Origin of the sequence: Pseudomonas sp. Snoq117.2, assembly GCF_900110545.1 — a bacterium.
Classification (GTDB): domain Bacteria; phylum Pseudomonadota; class Gammaproteobacteria; order Pseudomonadales; family Pseudomonadaceae; genus Chryseomonas; species Chryseomonas benzopyrenica.
On the sequence record NZ_FOED01000001.1, the window covers coordinates 326,414 to 345,114 of the forward strand.

Consider the following 18,701-nt stretch of genomic DNA (forward strand, 5'->3'; position numbering starts at 1 on the left):
GATCACGCCAGCACTCCCGCCTGACGCAGGGCCTGACGTACCACTTCATGGCAGCGCGAGCTCAGCCAGGTCAGCGGCAGGCGGATACCGGCGTCGATCATGCCCATTTCGTGGAGGGCCCACTTCACCGGGATCGGATTCGATTCGATGAACAGATTCTTGTGCAGCGGCATCAGCTTTTCGTTGAGCGCGCGTGCGGTGTCGGCGTCGCCCCGCATGGCAACGGCGCAGAGTTCGCTCATCGCCCTGGGCGCCACGTTGGCAGTCACCGAGATGTTGCCCTTGCCGCCCAGCAGCATGAGCTCCGCAGCGGTGGCGTCATCGCCCGAGTAGACCAGGAAGTCCTTGCTGACACGGGAGAGGATGTCGCGTGCGCGGGCCAGGTCGCCGGTGGCTTCCTTGATACCGATGATGTTCGGCACCTTGGCCAGGCGCTCGACGGTCTCGGCCAGCATGTCGCAGGCGGTACGGCCCGGCACGTTGTAGAGGATCTGCGGGATGGCGACGGTTTCGGCGATCATGCGGAAGTGCTGATACAGCCCTTCCTGGGTCGGCTTGTTGTAGTAGGGCACGACCAGCAGACAGGCATCGGCGCCCGCGTCCTTGGCGGCGCGGGTCAGGTCGATGGCCTCACGGGTGGAATTGCCACCGGTGCCGGCAATGACCGGGATGCGGCCCTTGACCTGCTCGACCACATGACGGATCACGGCCACGTGCTCGTCGACGTCGACCGTGGCGGATTCACCCGAGGTGCCCACCGCGACGATGGCGTCGGTGCCTTCGGCGAGATGGAAGTCCACCAGCTTGGTCAGGTTGTCCCAGTCGATACGCCCCTGGGCGTCCATAGGGGTGACCAGCGCCACCATGCTCCCCGCAATCATGCAACCGCTCCTGCCGGAAAAAGAGAGCGGTAATGGTACTGACGCCTCTGCGCCAGCACAAGCAACGTGCCCCCAACGGGCATTCCCCCCGCGGGCGCTTTTCGCTACCCTTTCGCCTTTGCCAGTCTGTATCTCCCCCTGCCAGGAACCCTAATGTCCGCTACCCCCCCGATTCGCGAACAATTTCTCGTCATCAGTGCGCTGGGCGCCAATCCCATGGAACTGACCAACGTGCTCTACCGCAGCTGCATGGACAACCGGTGCGCGGTGGTCAGCAGCCGGCTGAGCCGCCACGGGGAATACAGCGCGTTGATCCTGCAGGTCTCGGGCAACTGGGACGGTCTGGCGCGCCTCGAAGGGGGCCTCGCCGGCCTTGGCAAGCGTCACGGCTTCACCGTCGGCGTCACCCGCAGCGCCGCCCTGGAGAATCGCCCCCAGGCCCTGCCGTACGTCGTCTATGTCAGCGCCGCCTATCGTCCGGACATCCTCAACGAACTCTGCCAGTTCTTCGCTGACCACAAGATCGAGGTGGAGAACCTGGTCTGCGATTCCTACCAGGCGCCCCAGACCGGCGGCACCATGCTCAACGCCACCATCACCGTGACCCTGCCGGCTGGCACCCAGATCAGTTGGCTGCGCGACCAGTTCCTGGATTTCGCCGACGCCCTCAATCTCGATGCCCTGATCGAGCCCTGGCGCCCGCAGAGCAACTGACAGGACCCGCAAGGAGCTGCCCATGAGCGTGACCCTCGACCAACCGCTTCCGGATTTCCAGGCCCAGGCCACCAGCGGCCTCGAGGTCTCGCCCGCCAGCCTGCGCGGTCGCCAGGCGGTGCTGTACTTCTATCCCAAGGACAACACCCCCGGCTGCACCACCCAGGGCCAGGGCTTTCGTGATCTGCACGAGCAGTTCCAGGCGGCCGACACCCTGATCCTGGGCGTCAGCCGTGACAGCCTGCGCACCCACGAAAATTTCCGCACCAAGCAGGGCTTTCCCTTCGAGCTGATCAGCGACAAGGACGAGACCCTCTGCCAGCTGTTCGACGTGATGCGGCAAAAGAAGCTCTATGGCAAGGATTACATCGGCGTGGATCGCAGCACCTTCCTCATCGACCGGGAAGGTGTGGTGCGCCAGATCTGGCGCGGCGTGAAGGTGCCCGGGCACGTCGCCGAGGTGCTGGCCGCCGCCCAGGCGCTGAACGGAGCCTGATCAGGCCTTGCGCAGCCAGTAGCGGAAGGTCTCCCCTGCCACCTCTTCACCCACCAGAGCGTGTCCCGACAGCTTGGCGAAGGTGCGGAAGTCGCGTTGCGAGCCGGCATCGGTGGCCGTAACGGCGAGGACCTCGCCGGTTGCCAGACGGTTGAGTTCCAGCTTGGCTTTGAGCAACGGCATGGGACAGCTCAGGCCGGTGGCGTCCAGCTGGGCGGTCACCGCGCCGGTGTAGGGTTGGCTCAGGTCGGCCATGGGATTCTCCATTGTGGGGTACGCCAGTGTCAGGGTCGCTAGGCACCTAGACGGCGGGCCGCTAAAGTAGCCCTTTTGCGGCCACGAGTCATGCCATGAAAGTCCTGCGCCCTGCCCTGCTGTCCCTGGCGCTGCTCGCCGCGCCCTTCCTGGCGCAGGGGGCGAACGATCTGCCGTCGCTGGGCGATGCCAGCTCTTCGATCGTCTCGCCCGAGCAGGAGTTTCAGATGGGCCGCGCCTGGCTGAGCATGTTGCGCGGCCAGGTCCCGGCCATCAACGATCCGCAGCTCAAGCAATTCGTCGAACAGACCGTCTACAAGCTGGCCGAGACCAGCGACCTGCAGGACCACCGCATGGTCTTCATCCTGATCAAGGATCCGGAGATCAACGCCTTCGCCGCGCCCGGCGGGGTGATCGGGGTCAATGGCGGGCTGTTCCTGAAGTCGGAGACCGAAGCCGAGTACGCGGCGGTCATGGCCCATGAGCTGGGTCACCTCATCCAGCGCCACTTCGCCCGCGGGGTGGAAAACCAGCAGCGCATGCAGTTGCCGCTGATGGCCGCGCTGCTCGCCGGTATCGTAGCTGCGGCCGCGGGCGGTGGCGATGCAGGAATCGCCGCCATTGCCTCGACCCAGGCGGCGGCCATCCAGAGCCAGTTGCGCTTTTCCCGGCTCAATGAGCAGGAGGCCGACCGGGTCGGCATCGTCAATCTGGAGCGCGCCGGCTACGATCCGCGCGCGATGCCAGAGATGTTCGGCCGTCTCGCCCGCCAGTATCGCTATGACCGCACCCCGCCGGAATTCCTGCTGACCCACCCGGTCACCGACAGCCGGATCGCCGATACCCAGGCGCGTGCCGAGCGTTTTCCCAAGGGCGGCGTCGAGGACAGCAAGCGCTTCCAACTCATGAAGGTGCGTGCTCAGATGTATTTCGAGGAAACCGCCGGCCTGCTGGTGAAGCGCTATAGAGCCCAGCTGCAGGAAAACCCGGACAACGACGCTGTACGCTACGGCCTGGCCATGGGACTGACCAAGCAGGGTCAGCTCAACGAAGCGCGCGACACCCTGGCGCCGCTGCTGCGCAAGGCGCCGGACGATATCAGCTACAACCTTGCCCAGGTCGATCTGGACATCACCGCCAATCGCCTGCCCGACGCCCAGAAACGGGTGCAGCGGCTGCTGGAGCTCTATCCGGACGATCTGGCCGTGAGTCTGGCCCAGGTGGACATGCTCGGCCGCACCAAGCAGGCCAAGGCCGCCAGCCAACTGCTCGACAAGCTGCTCAAGCAGCGGCCGATCGATCCGGATCTGTGGAACCAGGCGGCGGACGTCCGCGGCCAGGCCGGTGATCTGGTCGGGGTGCACCAGGCGCGGGCCGAATACTTCGCCCTGACCGGCGACTACAACCAGGCCATCCAGCAGCTGGGCTTCGCCAAGCAGCGCGCCGCCAGCAACTATCAGCTGGCCGCGCGGATCGACGCCCGTCAGCAGGAGATGATCGCCCAGCGCAAGCTGAGCGAAGAGATCCTGCGCTAGCGTCCCAGGCAGCGCCTATTAGGCGTTGCCCTTGACCCTTAGCTGCAGCGCCTGGGTGAAATCGAGCATGCGCTTGAGCGGCTTGACCGCCCGGGGGATGAGGGCTGGATCGACCAGCACCTCGCCGGAGCCGTCGAGCAGGCAGTTGAGGGTGCGCTCCAGGGTATTCATCGCCATCCAGGGGCAGTGGGCGCAACTGCGGCAGGCGGCGCCGTTGCCCGCGGTGGGCGCCTCGATGAAGGTCTTGTCCGGACAGGCCTGCTGCATCTTGTAGAAGATGCCGCGATCGGTGGCGACGATGAACTGGCGATTGGGCAGCGTCTGGGCGGCCTTGATCATCTGGCTGGTGGAACCGACATGGTCGGCCAGTTCGATCACCGCCTCGGGCGATTCCGGATGCACCAGAATGGCGGCCTCCGGGTAGAGCCGCTTGAGGTCTTCCAGCTGGCTGGCCTTGAACTCCTCATGGACGATGCAGGAGCCTTCCCACAACAGCATGTCGGCACCGGTCTCGCGCTGGATGTAGCGACCCAGGTGACGATCGGGCGCCCAGAGGATGGTCTCGTCGTTGTCCATCAGGTGCTCGACGATATCCAGCGCGCAGCCGGACGTCACTACCCAGTCCGCGCGCGCCTTCACGGCGGCGGAGGTGTTGGCATAGACGACCACGGTGCGCTCGGGGTGCTGGTCGCAGAAGGCGGAGAATTCGTCCACCGGGCAGCCCAGGTCCAGAGAGCAGGTGGCTTCCAGGGTCGGCATCAGCACCCGCTTTTCCGGGTTGAGGATCTTGGCCGTCTCGCCCATGAACTTGACCCCGGCCACCACCACGGTGGACGCCGGATGGCGATTGCCGAAGCGGGCCATCTCCAGGGAATCGGCGACGCAACCGCCGGTCTCCTCGGCCAGGGCCTGGATCAGCGGATCGGTGTAGTAGTGGGCCAGCAGTACCGCGTTCTGCGCCTTGAGCTCGCGGGCGATGGCGGTCTTGTAGGCCGCGATCTCGTCCGGACCGAGCGCCTTGGGCTGCTTGGCGGCCAGATGGGCCTGGACCAGGAGACGTTCGGAAATCTGCACCATGGCGGGTACCTGAAAACGGGGGTCGTCAAGGCCGCGCATCATAGCAGCATCCTCGCCGACTCCCTATGGTCGCCCGCGGCTCCTCCATGATGAGTGGCCATGTGCCGCTAATGTCTGGCAACACTTGGCTTTTCACTTCTCCAGCGGCCGGAGGTCCGACACAGGAACGCCCGGCGAGAGTCTCGCCGGCCCCTGCTGCTGGAGACCTATCGTGCCGCCCCGTTCGACCTCGCGCTCCCGGACCCCCGATCACGCTCTCGCCACCCTCCTCGATGAGCTACGCGCCCTGCACGGCGCTCTGCAACAGGCCAGCGCGGACCCACGGCTGGATCGGCAGGCGCTCAATCCCGCCTACCGGGCCAGCGCGCAGAACCTGCTCGCCTATCTGGCGTTGCGCGACGGCGATCTGCATGACCTGCAGCTGCAACTCTCCGCCCTGGGGCTGTCGTCCTTGGGGCGCTCCGAAGCTGCCGTGCTGCCGACCGTGGCGACCCTCATCAACACCCTGGAGCGCCTGCTCGGTGGCCGCCCGGCGGCGCGGCCGACAGCCAGGGCGGCCAATCCCCTGGCCGACCATGCGCGGGCACTGTTCGGCACGCCCGCCTCCGCGCGGGAGGTCCGCATCATGGTCACCTTGCCAAGCGAGGCCGCCGAGGATTACTCGCTGGTACGCGACCTGCTGGCGGGGCATATGGATTGCGCGCGCATCAACTGCGCCCACGACGAACCGGCCAGCTGGACGCGCATGATCGAACACGTGCGACGGGCCAGCGCGGAGCTGGACCAGCCCTGCAAGGTATTCATGGACCTGCCGGGCCCCAAGCTGCGCACCGGGCCCATCGCCACGGGCGTGGCGGTAAGGAAGGTGAAGCCCGAGCGCGACGCCCAGGGTCGCGTCCGCCAGCCGGCGCGGATCTGGCTGACCGGCCGCCGCCGGCCGCGACCGGCGCCCTCCCCGGCGGCTGCCAGTCTCCAGGTGGGCGAACGCTGGCTGGCGGGCCTGCAGGCGGGCGAGCGGATCCAGTTGCGGGACGCGCGCCAGGCGCAGCGCCGCTGGACGGTCGTCGAGGTCGGGGACCGCGGCTGCTGGGCGGAGGCGACCAAGACCTCCTACCTCGCGCCCGGGCTGCGCCTGAGCGTCGCGCGCGATGGACGTAAGCGGCACAGCCGCATCGGCGACTTCGCCCCGCAGCCGGGCGCCCTGCGGCTGGCCGAGGACGATCTGCTGATCCTGACCGCCGACCAGACGCCCGGTCGCCCCGCCAGCCAGGACAGCGGCGGCCGCCTGCTGACGCCCGCGACCCTCGGCTGCACCCTGCCCCAGGTGTTCGCCGACGTCCGTAGCGGCGAGCCGGTCTGGTTCGATGATGGCAAGATCGGCGGGCTGATCGAGCGCGCCGACCAGGATGCGCTGCAGATCCGCATCACCCACGCGCCGGGCGGCGCCAAGCTCAAGGGCGACAAGGGCATCAATTTTCCCCAGAGCACCCTGCGGCTGGCCGCGCTGGGCGAGCAGGACCTCGCGGCCCTGGCCTTTGCCGCCGAGCATGCGGACGGCATCGAGATGTCCTTCGTCAACAGCGCGGACGACGTCCGCGCCCTGCTCGCGGAACTGGAGCGCCTGCAGGCCGAGCACCTGGGTGTGGTACTGAAGATCGAGACCCGCCGCGGTTTCGACAACCTTCCCGCACTACTGGTGGCGGGCATGCAGCGCGGTGGCTTCGGCGTGATGATCGCCCGCGGCGATCTGGCGGTGGAAGGCGGGTTCGAGCGCCTGGCGGCGCTGCAGGAAGACATCCTCTGCCTGTGCGAGGCGGCCCACGTGCCGGTGATCTGGGCGACCCAGGTGCTGGAGAATCTGGCCAAGAAGGGTTCGCCTTCGCGCGCCGAAATCACCGATGCCGCGACCGGGGTGCGCGCCGAGTGCGTGATGCTCAACAAGGGCCCGCACATTCTCAAGGCGGTCGCCACCCTGGATGAATTGCTGGTGCGGATGCAGGGCTACAACAGCAAGAAGCGCCAGTTGCTGCGCAAGCTGGAACTGGCCTCGCCCTGGGCGGACTGATCCGCCCGGGACTGGTCGGGCCTAGAGCACCTGCAGGCGTCCTGCTTCCAGGCGCACCCGGGCGCCATAGGGCCAGGCCTGGTTGTCCGGGCCATGGCCGCTGGGCAGGCCGCGATAGAGGGCGATGCCACGCGGCGCCAGCCATTCGGCGAAGATCTCTTCCAGCGACTGCTCGACGTTACGCTGCGGGCAGGCGGTGAAGGTGCCCAGGCAGACCGCGCCGATGCGGTGCTCGGTGAGGTTGCCGAGCAACTGGCAGAGGCTGCGTTCCAGTCGATAGTAGGGTTCGCCGACGTCTTCCAGCATGAGGATGGCGCCGTCATGGGGGCGCAGGGCGGCGGCGGTCCCGACCACGCTGGCCAGGGTGGTCAGGTTGCCGCCGATCAGTTCGCCGGCAGGTACCTGGGCCGGACCGGCCAGGCGCTCCAGCTGCCACGCCGGACGACTGCCCGCGCACAGTTCCAGGACCGATTCCAGCGAGCGGGTACGCGCCGCCTGGGTGGCCGGATCCTCGTCGCGGCGCCCCCAGTCCAGGGCGCCCGGGCCGTGGATGGCGGTGAGACCGCGGCGGTGGAAGGCCTCCAGCAGCACCGTCAGGTCGGAATAGCCGATCAGCGGCCGGCCCTTGCTGCTGGACAGGCGCGACCAGTCCAGCCACGGCAGCAGTTGCGCGGAACCGTAGCCGCCGCGCAGGCACCAGACGGCATCCACGTCTGCCTGGCTGAACGCCCAGTGCAGATCCGCGGCCCGCTCCTCGGCGGTGCCGGCGAGATAGCGATGGCGCCTGAGCGCCTGCTCGCCCAGGATCGCTTCGATACCGGCGGCCTGCAGGTGTTCGATCGCCGCCGTGACCAGCGCTTCCTTGACCGCACCCGCCGGACTGACCAGCGCCACTCGCCGCACGGGGTTCATTCCAGCACCTCCACCGGCATGCCGGCTTCGATGGTGCCGCGCCCCAGGGGGATGACGTTCATGCCGAACAGCATGCGATTGTCCTGGAAGCGGTATTCGCGCAGGGCGGTCAGCGGCTGTCGATCCGGATCCTTTTCGCCGGTCACCGGATCCTGGGTGATGACGATGCAGCGCGAGCAGGGACAGGCGACGGCGAAGTCCACCGTGCCGATGCGCAGGCGCTTCCAGCCGTCTTCGGCATAGGCCGCGGTGCCCTCCACCACCAGATTCGGCCGGAAGCGCAGCATTTCCAGTGGCTTGCCCACGCGCGCCACCAGATCGGCCAGGGAGGCCTCGCTGGTCAGCAGCAAGGGAAAGCCGTCGGCGAAGTGGACCTTCTGCCCCGGCTCGGCGAAATCGGTGTTGATCTGGCGGGCATGGCTTTCAGCGATGTGCACCAGGCGACAGCGGCGCCCGAGGAAGTCGCTCAGCCAGGCATCGGCCGCGGCGGCAACCGGCGCCTGCAGGGTGTCGCGCCAGATGGTCACGCCCAGCTGTTCACCGGTGGCATCCGGTACCGCCACCTCGAGCGGCGTCCGCCCCGGCGCGCTCAGGCGCAGCCGATCGGCGGCCAGCCAGCGCGCCTCGATGTGATTCATCTGCGCCAGCTGGCGCAGGGTCAGGAAGCGGCCGGTGTCGGCATCCACCACCATCCAGCGGCGGTCACCCACCAGGCCCAGGGCATCCACCTCCGCCTGGACGAGGGATTCCACGGCAGTCGACTTGACCGGATAACGATAGAGGGCACTGAGGTGCGACATGGGCGCGGCTTCCTGGCGGCGGACAAAGGCCGCCAGTGTAAGGGAGGCGCCGGAGCGACGAAACCGCGGGGATCAGCTCTCTTCGGCCAGCACCAGGCGCCGGCGTACTTCCTCGACCAGCTGATCGGGCTGGAACTTGGAGAGGAAGGCGTTGCAGCCGACCTTCTTCACCATGGCTTCGTTGAAACTGCCCGACAGCGAGGTGTGCAGCACCACATAGAGATCGGCGAGGCGCGGATCCTGGCGGATCTCGGTGGTCAGGCGATAGCCGTCCATTTCCGGCATCTCGGCATCGGTCAGCACCATCAGCAGCTTCTCGGTCAGCACCACGCCTTCGTCCGCCCAGGCCTTGAGCTTGCGCAGGGCCTGCAGGCCATCGGTGGCAATATGGAATTTCAGATCCAGCTGCACCAGGGTGTCGCGCAGCTGGCCGATGGCGGTGCTGGAGTCGTCCACCAGCAGCACTTCGCGACCGCGGGCCTTGGCCAGCAGCGGATCGGCCAGGCGTTCCTGGGAGACCTTGACGTTGTAGGGGGCGATCTCGGCCAGCACCTTTTCCACGTCGATCACCTCCACCAGGCGGTCTTCGATGCGGGTGATGGCGGTCAGGTAGTGCTGGCGTCCGGCGCCGCCGGGCGGGGCCTGGATGCTATCCCAGTTGAGGTTGATGATGCGATCGACGCTACCGACCAGGAAGGCCTGCACCGAGCGGTTGTACTCGGTGACGATGATGGTGCTGTTGTCGTCGGGCGTGATGGGTCGCATGCCGATGGCGGCGGCCAGGTCGATCACCGGCAGGGTCTGGCCACGCAGGTGGACCACGCCGCAGATCATCGGATGGCGCTTGGGCATCTGGGTCAGGCGCGGCAGCTTGAGGACTTCCTGCACCTTGAACACATTGATGGCGAACATCTGTCGGCTGGACAGCTGGAACATGAGAATTTCCAGACGATTCTCGCCAACCAGCTGGGTGCGTTGATCGACGGTGTCGAGAATGCCGGCCATGGAAAGTCCACTCCAAAGATAAGTCAGGTCACAGGCTATCGGCGGCTGACGCCAGTTCTTGAGTCCCGGAAATAGGAAAGCCGCCCGAGGGCGGCTTCCAGAACGGACGCGCGGATCAGGCGCGCGGCAGGGTCACGCCGCGCTGGCCCTGGTACTTGCCGCCGCGATCCTTGTAGGAGACCTCGCAGGCCTCGTCGGATTGCAGGAACAGCATCTGGGCCACGCCCTCGTTGGCGTAGATCTTGGCCGGCAGGGTCGTGGTGTTGGAAAACTCCAGGGTGACGTGGCCTTCCCACTCGGGCTCCAGCGGCGTGACGTTGACGATGATGCCGCAGCGGGCGTAGGTGCTCTTGCCCAGGCAGATGGTCAGGACGTCGCGCGGAATGCGGAAGTATTCCACGGTGCGCGCCAGGGCGAAGGAGTTCGGCGGGATGATGCAGACGTTGCTGACCACATCGACGAAGCTCTTGTCATCGAAGTTCTTCGGGTCCACCACCGCGGAATGGATGTTGGTGAAGACCTTGAATTCGTTGGCGCAGCGCACATCGTAGCCGTAGCTGGACACCCCGTAGGAGATCACCCGGCTGTCGTCCGCGCCGCGCATCTGGCGCTCGACGAAGGGCTCGATCATGCCGTGCTCCTGGGCCATGCGGCGAATCCACTTATCCGATTTGATGCTCATGGCAGGTCTGGCTCCGGGGCGAAAAAATTGACCGCGCATTGTAGTGCGGTGTTTCAGAAGTTAACTACACAATTTTGGCGGCGCTTTTTCGACTTGAGCGTCGTTGCCACTCCTCGCCATAGCCTTGCTATGACTCGTCGCGGCGCCTAGCCCAAGCCAAAAAATCACTCGCCAATTCTTGTGCGAACTCCTGAAACACCACACTCGTGGATCGCAGCGCGGTCTCAAAGGCGAACGGACGAAATCAGTCGTCGCTGACGGTGATGGTGGGCATGCCGCCGCCGGCCTGACCGCCCTGGGCGATACGAGCGCCGACCTTGCGCGCCAGCTCCTGGTAGATCAGCGCGATCTGGCTGTCGGGATCGGCGATGGCGGTGGGACGTCCGGCGTCAGCCTGCTCGCGGATGGCCATTGCGAGCGGCAAGGAAGCCAGGAGATCCACGCCGTACTGCTCGGCCAGCTTGCTGCCGCCGCCTTCGCCGAACAGGTGCTCGGCGTGGCCGCAGTTGGAGCAGATGTGCACCGCCATGTTCTCCACCACCCCGAGCACCGGGATGTTGACCTTCTGGAACATCTCCACGCCCTTCCTGGCGTCCAGCAGGGCCAGGTCCTGGGGCGTGGTGACGATCACCGCGCCGGCCACCGGCACCTTCTGCGCCAGGGTCAGCTGGATGTCGCCGGTGCCCGGGGGCATGTCGATCACCAGGTAGTCGAGGTCATTCCAGGCGGTTTGCGTGATCAGCTGGATCAGGGCGCCAGAGACCATGGGACCGCGCCAGGCCACCGGGGTCTTGTCATTGGTCAGGAAGGCCATGGACATGACCTCGACGCCATGGGCCTGCAGCGGGATGAACCACTTCTCGTCGCGCACCTCGGGGCGGGTGCCCTCGGCGAAGCCGAACATGATGCCCTGGCTGGGGCCATAGATGTCGGCGTCCAGCACGCCCACCCGGGCACCTTCGCGAGCCAGTGCCAGGGCCAGGTTGGCGGCGGTGGTGGACTTGCCCACCCCACCCTTGCCCGAGGCCACGGCGATGATGTTCTTGACGTTGCCCATGGCCTCCAGCTGCGGCTGGGCCGCGTGGGGCGCGATGGTGCAATCGACCTGAATCTCGGCGGTCTCGACCCCGGGTACGTTCTCCAGCGCGGTCTTGAGCACCTGGGCCAGGCCACCCTTGAACAGCCCGGCAGCATAGCCCAGCTCGAAGCGGGCTCGCACCCGGCCACCGTCCAGTGCGAGGTCGCGCAGGGCGCCGGCGCTGAGCAGGTCCTGTTCGAGATAGGGATCGTGATACTGGCGCAGCGCGGCCTCGATGGCCTCGCGAGTCGGAGCGGTCATGCAGACTCCCGGAAACAGCGGATAGGAAAGAGAAGCTGCGGCCTATGCTACCCACTGTCCTTGCTAAAGCCTATCCACGCGGCGCTACACTCCCGGCTTTCCCCTCGCCCATGGAGCCCTGCGTGAACGCCTCTTCCTTGCACATCAGTTCCACCTTCGACAGCGGCGCCGTCGAGGTGCTGTCCCTGGCCGATCACGCGGATATCCGCCTGCGCATTCGCCCGGACACCGCCTCGCCCTTCACCCAGTGGTTCCATTTCCGTCTCGAAGGCGCCCGCGGCCTACCCTGCCAGCTGAGCTTCGACAACGCCGGCGCGTGCGCCTACCCAGAGGGTTGGCGCGACTATGGCGTGGTCGCCAGCTATTGCGGGCAGGAGTGGTTCCGCATTCCCACCCGCTACGACGGCAAGACCTTGAGCTGGACCGTCACCCCGGAACACGACAGCCTGTTCTTCGCCTATTTCGAGCCCTATCCGGAGAGCCGTCACCTGGCCTTCGTTGGTGAGGCGCAACGCCACCCCGCCGTCCGTCTGGAAACCGTCGGCCGTTCGCTGCTGGGACGTTCGCTGGACCTGCTGCGCATCGGTACGCCGGGCGCTGGCAAGAAGAACATCTGGATCATCGCCCGCCAGCACCCCGGCGAGCCCATGGCCGAGTGGTTCGTGGAAGGCCTGCTGCGTAGGCTGCTCGGCCTGGGCGAACACCAGGGCGATCCGGTGGGCGCCAAGCTGCTGGAGCGGGCCGTGCTGCACGTGGTGCCCAACATGAATCCCGATGGCTCGGCGCTGGGCAATCTGCGCACCAACGCCGCTGGCGCCAACCTCAACCGCGAATGGCTGGAGCCGGACGAAGGACGCAGTCCCGAGGTGCTGGCGGTACGCCGCGCCATCGCCGCGAGCGGCTGCGACCTGTTTCTCGACATCCACGGCGACGAGGCCCTGCCCTATGTCTTCGTCGACGGCTGCAATGGCCTGCCCAACTTCGGTGAGCGCGAAGAGGCCGAGCAACAGGCCTTCCTGCAGCGCTTCAAACGTGCCAGCCCGGATTTCCAGACCCGGTACGGCTATCCCCGTGGTCACTTCGGCAGCGAAACCCTCAAGCTCGCCACCAAGTATGTCGGCCATACCCATGGCTGCCTGGCCCTGACCCTGGAGCTGCCGTTCAAGGACAACGCCAACGATCCCCGCCCGGATGTGGGCTGGAACGGTGCCCGCAGCGCCGCCCTGGGCGCGGCCATGGTCAATGCCCTGTACTGGCAGCTGGCCGATCTCTGAATGCTCGAAGTCTGCTGCGCGGCGGCCAGACCGGCGTTGGAAACTGCCTCAGAATGCTCATTTACCCGTTGTAAACTGTGCTTCTTTGGCAATTTCCGCCTTGCCTGGCGCTAGCGCGCAGGACTTCGCGCTTTTCAACGCCCATCCCTACGGATGAAACCGACCGGCCATTTCGCTATGATGGTCGGTCACCTTATCAGCGCCGCGATCCAGCCAAGACCATGACCGAGCCCCGCAAGATTCTCGTCACCAGCGCCCTGCCCTACGCCAACGGCTCCATCCACCTCGGCCACATGGTCGAGTACATCCAGACCGACATCTGGGCCCGCTTCCAGCGGCTGCGCGGCAATCAGTGCATCTACGTCTGCGCCGACGACGCCCACGGCTCGGCCATCATGCTGCGCGCCGAGCGCGAGGGCATCACGCCCGAGCAGCTGATCGACAACGTCAAGCGCGAGCACAGCGCCGACTTCGCCGATTTCGGCGTGGCCTTCGACAACTTCCACTCCACCCATGCGGAAGAGAATCGCGAGCTGTCACGCGCCATCTACCTGAAGCTGCGCGAGAACGGCCACATCGCCACCCGTCCGGTCACCCAGTATTTCGACCCGGACAAGCAGATGTTCCTGGCCGACCGCTTCATCAAGGGCACCTGTCCCAAGTGTGGCAGCGCCGACCAGTACGGCGACAACTGCGAGAAGTGCGGCGCCACCTACGCGCCGACCGAACTGAAGGATCCCAAGTCGGCCATCTCCGGCGCGACCCCGGTGCTGCGCGAATCCGAGCACTTCTTCTTCAAGCTTCCCGACTTCGCCGAGATGCTCAAGGGCTGGACCCGTAGCGGCGCCCTGCAGGAATCGGTGGCCAACAAGATCGCCGAATGGCTGGACGCCGGCCTGCAGGAATGGGACATCTCCCGCGATGCGCCCTACTTCGGCTTCGAGATCCCCGATGCCCCGGGCAAGTACTTCTATGTTTGGCTGGACGCGCCCATCGGCTACATGGCCAGCTTCAAGAATCTCTGCGACCGTCGCGACGACCTGGACTTCGACGCCTACTGGGCCAAGGACAGCGCGGCCGAGCTGTACCACTTCATCGGCAAGGACATCGTCAACTTCCATGCGCTGTTCTGGCCGGCCATGCTCGAAGGCGCCGGCTACCGCAAGCCGACGGCGCTGAACGTCCACGGTTTCCTTACCGTCGACGGCCAGAAGATGTCCAAGTCCCGCGGCACCTTCATCAAGGCGCGCACCTACCTGGATCACCTGAATCCCGAATACCTGCGCTACTACTTCGCCGCCAAGCTCTCGCGCCACGTCGAGGACATCGACCTGAACCTCGAGGACTTCGTGCAGAAGGTCAATTCCGACCTGGTGGGCAAGGTGGTCAACATCGCCAGCCGCTGCGCCGGCTTCATCCACAAGGGTAACGCCGGCCTGCTGGTGGACGCCCAGGCCGCCCCCGAGCTGGAAGCCGCCTTCCGCGCCGCCACGCCCAGCATCGCCGAGGCCTACGAGACCCGTGACTTCGGCCGTGCCATGCGCGAGATCATGGCCCTGGCCGACCGCGCCAACGCCTGGATCGCCGACCAGGCGCCCTGGAGCCTGGCCAAGCAGGACGGCAAGGTCGACGAAGTCCAGGCGATCTGCGCCCAGGGCATCGAGCTGTTCCGCCAGCTGGCGATCCTGCTCAAGCCAGTACTGCCCAACCTGACCGCCGCCGCCGAGGCCTTCCTCAATGTCGCCCCCCTGACCTGGGCCGACCTCGACACCCGCCTGGCCAATCATCAGCTCAATGCCTTCCAGCCCCTGCTCACCCGCATCGAACCCGCCAAGGTGCAGACCATGATCGACGCTTCCAAGGAAGACCTGGCCGCCCAGGCCACGGCCCAGCCCGCCGGCAATGGCGAACTGACCAAGGCCCCGCTGGCCGAGACCATCGACTTCGACACCTTCTCCAAGGTCGACCTGCGCATCGCCCTGATCGAAAAGGCCGAATTCGTCGAAGGCGCCGACAAGCTCCTGCGCCTGACCCTGGACATCGGCGATGCCAAGCGCAACGTCTTCTCCGGCATCAAGAGCGCCTACCCGGAGCCGAGTCAGCTCGAAGGTCGCCTGACCCTGTACGTCGCCAACCTGGCGCCGCGCAAGATGAAGTTCGGTGTCTCCGAAGGCATGGTCCTGGCCGCCGGCCCTGGCGGCAGCGAGATCCATCTGCTCAGCCCCGACAGCGGCGCCAAGCCCGGCCAGCGGGTGATGTGACAGCGACGGCGCCGAGAGCCTGCTCAAAGGCGAGCGAGCTACCGACAAACAAGGCGAACATGGCTGAGGAAGCGGAGTTTACAAAGCGTAAATGAGCATTCCGAAGCCATTTTCAACGCAGTTTGGCCGACGCGCAGCCGACTTTGAGCAGGCTCTCAGGGCGCCGTTCTTCCCCCAGCCCCGACCCTGATCATGAACGCCCACGCTACCCTCATCACCGCCATCGACGCCCTGCTGCCCCAGACCCAGTGCGGCAAGTGCGGCCATCCCGGCTGCCAGCCCTATGCCGCCGGCATCGCCGCGGGCGAGGCGCACAACAAGTGCCCGCCCGGGGGCGCAGCCACCATCGTCGAGCTTTCGGCCCTGCTGCAGCGCCCGACCCTGCCACTGGACTCGCCCTATCCGGTCACGCCCAGCCAGCGCGCGGTGATTCGCGAAGCCGAGTGCATCGGCTGTACCAAGTGCATCCAGGTCTGCCCCACCGACGCCATCCTCGGCGCGGCCAAGCTGATGCACACGGTCATCGAAAGCGAATGCAGTGGTTGCGAGCTGTGCCTGGCGCCCTGTCCGGTGGACTGCATCGATCTGGTGGCGGTACCGGCACCGGTCGATCGCCAGGCTGAACGTCAGCGCGCGCAGTACTACCGCAGCCGTTTCGACACCCGCCAGGCACGCCTGCAGCGGGACCGCGAACGGCTGGACGCCGAACGCCAGCGCCGTCAGGTGCCACCTGCGACCGCCACGGTTGCAGAGCCCCCCGCCACGGCGGAATCCTCGCTCAAGCCGCTGAAGATCGCTGCCGCCATGGCGCGTGTCGCCCTGCAGAAGGCCGAACGGCAACTGGTCCAATACGGCACGCCCGCGCTGGAAACCCAGGTACAGCAGTTGCGTGAAGCCGCCCAGCAGGCCCAGGCGGCCCTGGACAAGGCGCAGCAAGCGCCCGTCACTGCCAGCGCACCTGCCCTGGCGACGGCCGCTACCGATCCCGCCGCCCTCAAGCAGGCGCGGATCGCCGCCACCCTGGCGCGTGCCCAGCTGACCAGGGCCGAACGCGCCTTTGGGGCCACGCCCACCGCCGAACAGCGCGAGCAACTCGTAGCGCTGGGCAGCGCCGCGCAGCAGGCCGCCTCTCATCTCGCCGCCCTCGAAGAGCGAACCGCCCGATGAACGCCGCCAAACGCCTGGAAATTTTTCGTCGTCTGCACGAGGACAATCCCGACCCCAAGACGGAACTGGCCTATGCCTCACCCTTCGAGTTGCTGATCGCGGTGATCCTCTCCGCCCAGGCCACCGATGTCAGCGTCAACAAGGCCACCGCGCGCCTCTATCCGGTGGCCAACACGCCCCAGGCCATCCTTGACCTGGGCGTGGCAGGGCTGTCGGAGTACATCAAGACCATCGGCCTCTACAACAGCAAGGCCAAGAACGTCATCGAAACCTGCCGGCTGCTGCTGGAGCGACACGGCGGCGCGGTGCCCGAGACCCGCGAGGAACTGGAAGCCCTGCCCGGCGTGGGGCGCAAGACCGCCAACGTGGTGCTCAACACCGCCTTCCGCCAGCTCGCCATGGCGGTGGATACCCATATCTTCCGCGTCAGCAACAGAACCAACCTGGCACCGGGCAAGAACGTGGTGGAGGTCGAGCTCAAGCTGCTCAAGGTGGTGCCCAAGGATTTCCTGCTGGATGCCCACCACTGGCTGATCCTGCACGGCCGCTACGTCTGCCAGGCGCGCAAGCCCCGCTGCGGCAGCTGCCGCATCGAGGATCTCTGCGAATACAAGGCAAAAACCTCTGACGATTGAAAAAGGGCGCACCAAAGCCCTTTGGCGATTGAAAAAATCTTTTTTACCGGCCCCTGCTTTGTCGCTATAAGGTGCGCGAAAAGGTCCGCAGCCCCGTCGATGACTGGCGTGTGACCCTGTCCAGCCTTGCCGGAGTTACCCATGGCCGAAGACAAAAGCGACATCGATGTAGACGACGATTTCGAGAGCGATGGCGAAGCGCCCGAAACGGTGGAACCCGTCGTCAGCAAGACCAACCTGACCAAGCGGCGCCTGATCGACGACATGCTCGAAGAACGCCGCCTCAAGCGGCAGATCTCCGAGTACGACTTCGACCTGTAAGCTATAAAAAAACCCCAGCCTAGGCTGGGGTTTCGCATGGCGTCGCCACCCTTACAGCAGGGTGCGACCCTTGCCCGCGGCAATGCGCATGCGCAGGGCGTTGAGCTTGATGAAGCCCGCCGCATCGGCCTGGTTGTAGGCGCCGCCGTCTTCTTCGAAGGTGGCGATGTTGGCGTCGAACAGCGACTCGTCGGATTTGCGACCGACGACGATGACGTTGCCCTTGTACAGCTTCAGGCGTACCACGCCGTTCACGCTGGCCTGGGAGGCGTCGATCATCTTCTGCAGCATCAGCCGCTCCGGACTCCACCAGTAGCCGGTGTAGATCAGGCTGGCGTACTTGGGCATCAGCTCGTCCTTGAGGTGGGCCACTTCGCGGTCGAGGGTTATGGACTCGACGGCGCGGTGCGCCTTGAGCATGATGGTGCCACCGGGGGTCTCGTAGCAGCCACGGGACTTCATGCCCACATAGCGGTTCTCGACGATGTCCAGGCGACCGATGCCGTTCTCGCCGCCGATGCGGTTGAGCTCGGCCAGCACGGTCGCCGGGCTCAGCTCCTTGCCATCGATGGCGACGATGTCACCGGCACGGTAGGTCAGCTCGATGTAGGTCGGGGTGTCCGGCGCGGCTTCCGGGGACTTGGTCCAGCGCCACATGTCTTCTTCGTGCTCGGTCCAGGTGTCTTCCAGCACGCCACCCTCATAGGAGATGTGCAGCAGGTTGGCATCCATGGAGTACGGCGACTTCTTCTTGCCGTGACGCTCGATCGGGATCTGGTGCTTTTCGGCGTAGTCCATCAGCTTCTCGCGGGAGAGCAGGTCCCACTCGCGCCAGGGGGCGATCACCTTGACGCCCGGCTTGAGCGCATAGGCGCCCAGCTCGAAGCGCACCTGGTCGTTGCCCTTGCCGGTGGCGCCGTGGGAGATGGCATCGGCGCCGGTTTCGTTGGCGATCTCGATCAGGCGCTTGGCGATCAGCGGACGGGCGATGGACGTACCCAGCAGGTACTCGCCTTCGTAGACGGTATTGGCGCGGAACATCGGGTAGACGAAGTCGCGGACGAACTCTTCACGCAGGTCGTCGATGTAGATTTCCTTGACGCCCATGGCCTGGGCCTTGGCGCGTGCCGGTTCGACTTCCTCGCCCTGGCCGAGGTCAGCGGTGAAGGTCACCACTTCGCAGTTATAGGTATCCTGCAGCCACTTGAGGATCACCGAGGTGTCCAGGCCGCCGGAATACGCCAGGACTACCTTCTTCACATCCGCCATGCCGTTCGCTCCC

Annotated in this window: 17 protein-coding genes and 1 pseudogene; 9 read left to right on the forward strand and 9 right to left on the reverse strand. The window is 66.1% G+C overall.

The features are described from left to right. Positions 1 to 2: 2 nt before the first annotated feature. Positions 3 to 881: a 4-hydroxy-tetrahydrodipicolinate synthase gene (dapA, locus tag BMZ43_RS01670; protein ID WP_093249282.1), complete on the reverse strand. Its 879-nt coding sequence runs from the start codon at positions 879 to 881 to the stop codon at positions 3 to 5. 153 nt (positions 882 to 1,034) lie between these two features. Here dapA and BMZ43_RS01675 point away from each other — a divergent pair, with 153 nt between their 5' ends. After that, positions 1,035 to 1,595, forward strand: coding sequence for a glycine cleavage system transcriptional repressor (locus BMZ43_RS01675; protein ID WP_007162770.1), 561 nt, complete (start codon positions 1,035 to 1,037; stop codon positions 1,593 to 1,595). Positions 1,596 to 1,617: 22 nt separating this feature from the next. Next, the gene (locus BMZ43_RS01680) at positions 1,618 to 2,091 is read left to right on the forward strand and encodes a peroxiredoxin (RefSeq protein ID WP_017640329.1); all 474 of its coding nucleotides are present in this window, start codon (positions 1,618 to 1,620) and stop codon (positions 2,089 to 2,091) included. On the opposite strand, the gene BMZ43_RS01685 is transcribed toward BMZ43_RS01680, so the two are convergent. Continuing rightward, positions 2,092 to 2,346 carry a sulfurtransferase TusA family protein gene (locus tag BMZ43_RS01685; RefSeq protein ID WP_017640328.1) on the reverse strand — a complete coding sequence of 85 codons (255 nt, stop codon included), beginning with the start codon at positions 2,344 to 2,346 and terminating at the stop codon, positions 2,092 to 2,094. It lies immediately after the preceding gene. 95 nt (positions 2,347 to 2,441) lie between these two features. On the opposite strand from BMZ43_RS01685, the gene BMZ43_RS01690 reads away from it, so the two are divergent. Then, complete coding sequence (locus BMZ43_RS01690) at positions 2,442 to 3,881, forward strand: M48 family metalloprotease (protein ID WP_017640327.1); 1,440 nt, start codon at positions 2,442 to 2,444, stop codon at positions 3,879 to 3,881. A gap of 18 nt (positions 3,882 to 3,899) precedes the next feature. Here the strand turns inward: BMZ43_RS01690 and nadA are convergent, their stop codons facing one another. Then, a complete protein-coding gene (gene nadA, locus BMZ43_RS01695) occupies positions 3,900 to 4,958 on the reverse strand; it encodes a quinolinate synthase NadA (RefSeq protein WP_093250943.1) in 1,059 nt (352 codons plus the stop codon). A 211-nt stretch (positions 4,959 to 5,169) separates the two neighbouring features. On the opposite strand from nadA, the gene BMZ43_RS01700 reads away from it, so the two are divergent. Then, positions 5,170 to 7,023 (forward strand): pyruvate kinase, encoded by a 1,854-nt coding sequence (locus BMZ43_RS01700; protein ID WP_064307204.1) that lies wholly within the window; start codon positions 5,170 to 5,172, stop codon positions 7,021 to 7,023. 21 nt (positions 7,024 to 7,044) lie between these two features. On the opposite strand, the gene BMZ43_RS01705 is transcribed toward BMZ43_RS01700, so the two are convergent. The 5 genes from BMZ43_RS01705 to apbC all read right to left on the reverse strand — a co-directional run bounded on the left by BMZ43_RS01705 (position 7,045) and on the right by apbC (position 11,761). Beyond that, the gene (locus BMZ43_RS01705) at positions 7,045 to 7,935 is read right to left on the reverse strand and encodes a S66 peptidase family protein (RefSeq protein WP_064307205.1); all 891 of its coding nucleotides are present in this window, start codon (positions 7,933 to 7,935) and stop codon (positions 7,045 to 7,047) included. Then, positions 7,932 to 8,735, reverse strand: a complete 804-nt coding sequence (locus BMZ43_RS01710; RefSeq protein WP_064307206.1) for an MOSC domain-containing protein — start codon at positions 8,733 to 8,735, stop codon at positions 7,932 to 7,934. The genes BMZ43_RS01705 and BMZ43_RS01710 overlap by 4 nt, the downstream gene beginning before the upstream one ends. Positions 8,736 to 8,807: 72 nt before the next feature. Then, positions 8,808 to 9,740 carry a chemotaxis protein CheV gene (locus BMZ43_RS01715; protein ID WP_064307207.1) on the reverse strand — a complete coding sequence of 311 codons (933 nt, stop codon included), beginning with the start codon at positions 9,738 to 9,740 and terminating at the stop codon, positions 8,808 to 8,810. A 115-nt stretch (positions 9,741 to 9,855) separates the two neighbouring features. Further along, positions 9,856 to 10,422, reverse strand: coding sequence for a dCTP deaminase (dcd, locus tag BMZ43_RS01720; protein ID WP_017640321.1), 567 nt, complete (start codon positions 10,420 to 10,422; stop codon positions 9,856 to 9,858). 244 nt (positions 10,423 to 10,666) lie between these two features. Continuing rightward, positions 10,667 to 11,761, reverse strand: a complete 1,095-nt coding sequence (gene apbC, locus BMZ43_RS01725) for an iron-sulfur cluster carrier protein ApbC (RefSeq protein ID WP_093249286.1) — start codon at positions 11,759 to 11,761, stop codon at positions 10,667 to 10,669. A gap of 122 nt (positions 11,762 to 11,883) precedes the next feature. Here apbC and BMZ43_RS01730 point away from each other — a divergent pair, with 122 nt between their 5' ends. From BMZ43_RS01730 to BMZ43_RS01750, 5 genes and pseudogenes are all read left to right on the forward strand, one after another. After that, a complete protein-coding gene (locus BMZ43_RS01730) occupies positions 11,884 to 13,035 on the forward strand; it encodes a M14 family metallopeptidase (protein ID WP_093249289.1) in 1,152 nt (383 codons plus the stop codon). 221 nt (positions 13,036 to 13,256) lie between these two features. Further along, positions 13,257 to 15,296, forward strand: a complete 2,040-nt coding sequence (metG, locus tag BMZ43_RS01735; protein WP_093249292.1) for a methionine--tRNA ligase — start codon at positions 13,257 to 13,259, stop codon at positions 15,294 to 15,296. 171 nt (positions 15,297 to 15,467) lie between these two features. Further along, positions 15,468 to 16,463: pseudogene (locus tag BMZ43_RS01740) on the forward strand (RnfABCDGE type electron transport complex subunit B); the annotation flags it as partial. Further along, positions 16,460 to 17,098, forward strand: coding sequence for an endonuclease III (nth, locus tag BMZ43_RS01745; protein ID WP_093249298.1), 639 nt, complete (start codon positions 16,460 to 16,462; stop codon positions 17,096 to 17,098). The pseudogene BMZ43_RS01740 and the gene nth, both read left to right, overlap by 4 nt. Positions 17,099 to 17,239: 141 nt before the next feature. Then, the gene (locus BMZ43_RS01750) at positions 17,240 to 17,419 is read left to right on the forward strand and encodes a PA3496 family putative envelope integrity protein (protein ID WP_059314422.1); all 180 of its coding nucleotides are present in this window, start codon (positions 17,240 to 17,242) and stop codon (positions 17,417 to 17,419) included. 51 nt (positions 17,420 to 17,470) lie between these two features. Here BMZ43_RS01750 and BMZ43_RS01755 read toward each other — a convergent pair whose 3' ends face one another. Continuing rightward, on the reverse strand, positions 17,471 to 18,688 hold the full coding sequence (locus BMZ43_RS01755) for an argininosuccinate synthase (RefSeq protein WP_093249301.1): 1,218 nt from the start codon (positions 18,686 to 18,688) through the stop codon (positions 17,471 to 17,473). Positions 18,689 to 18,701: the final 13 nt, after the last annotated feature.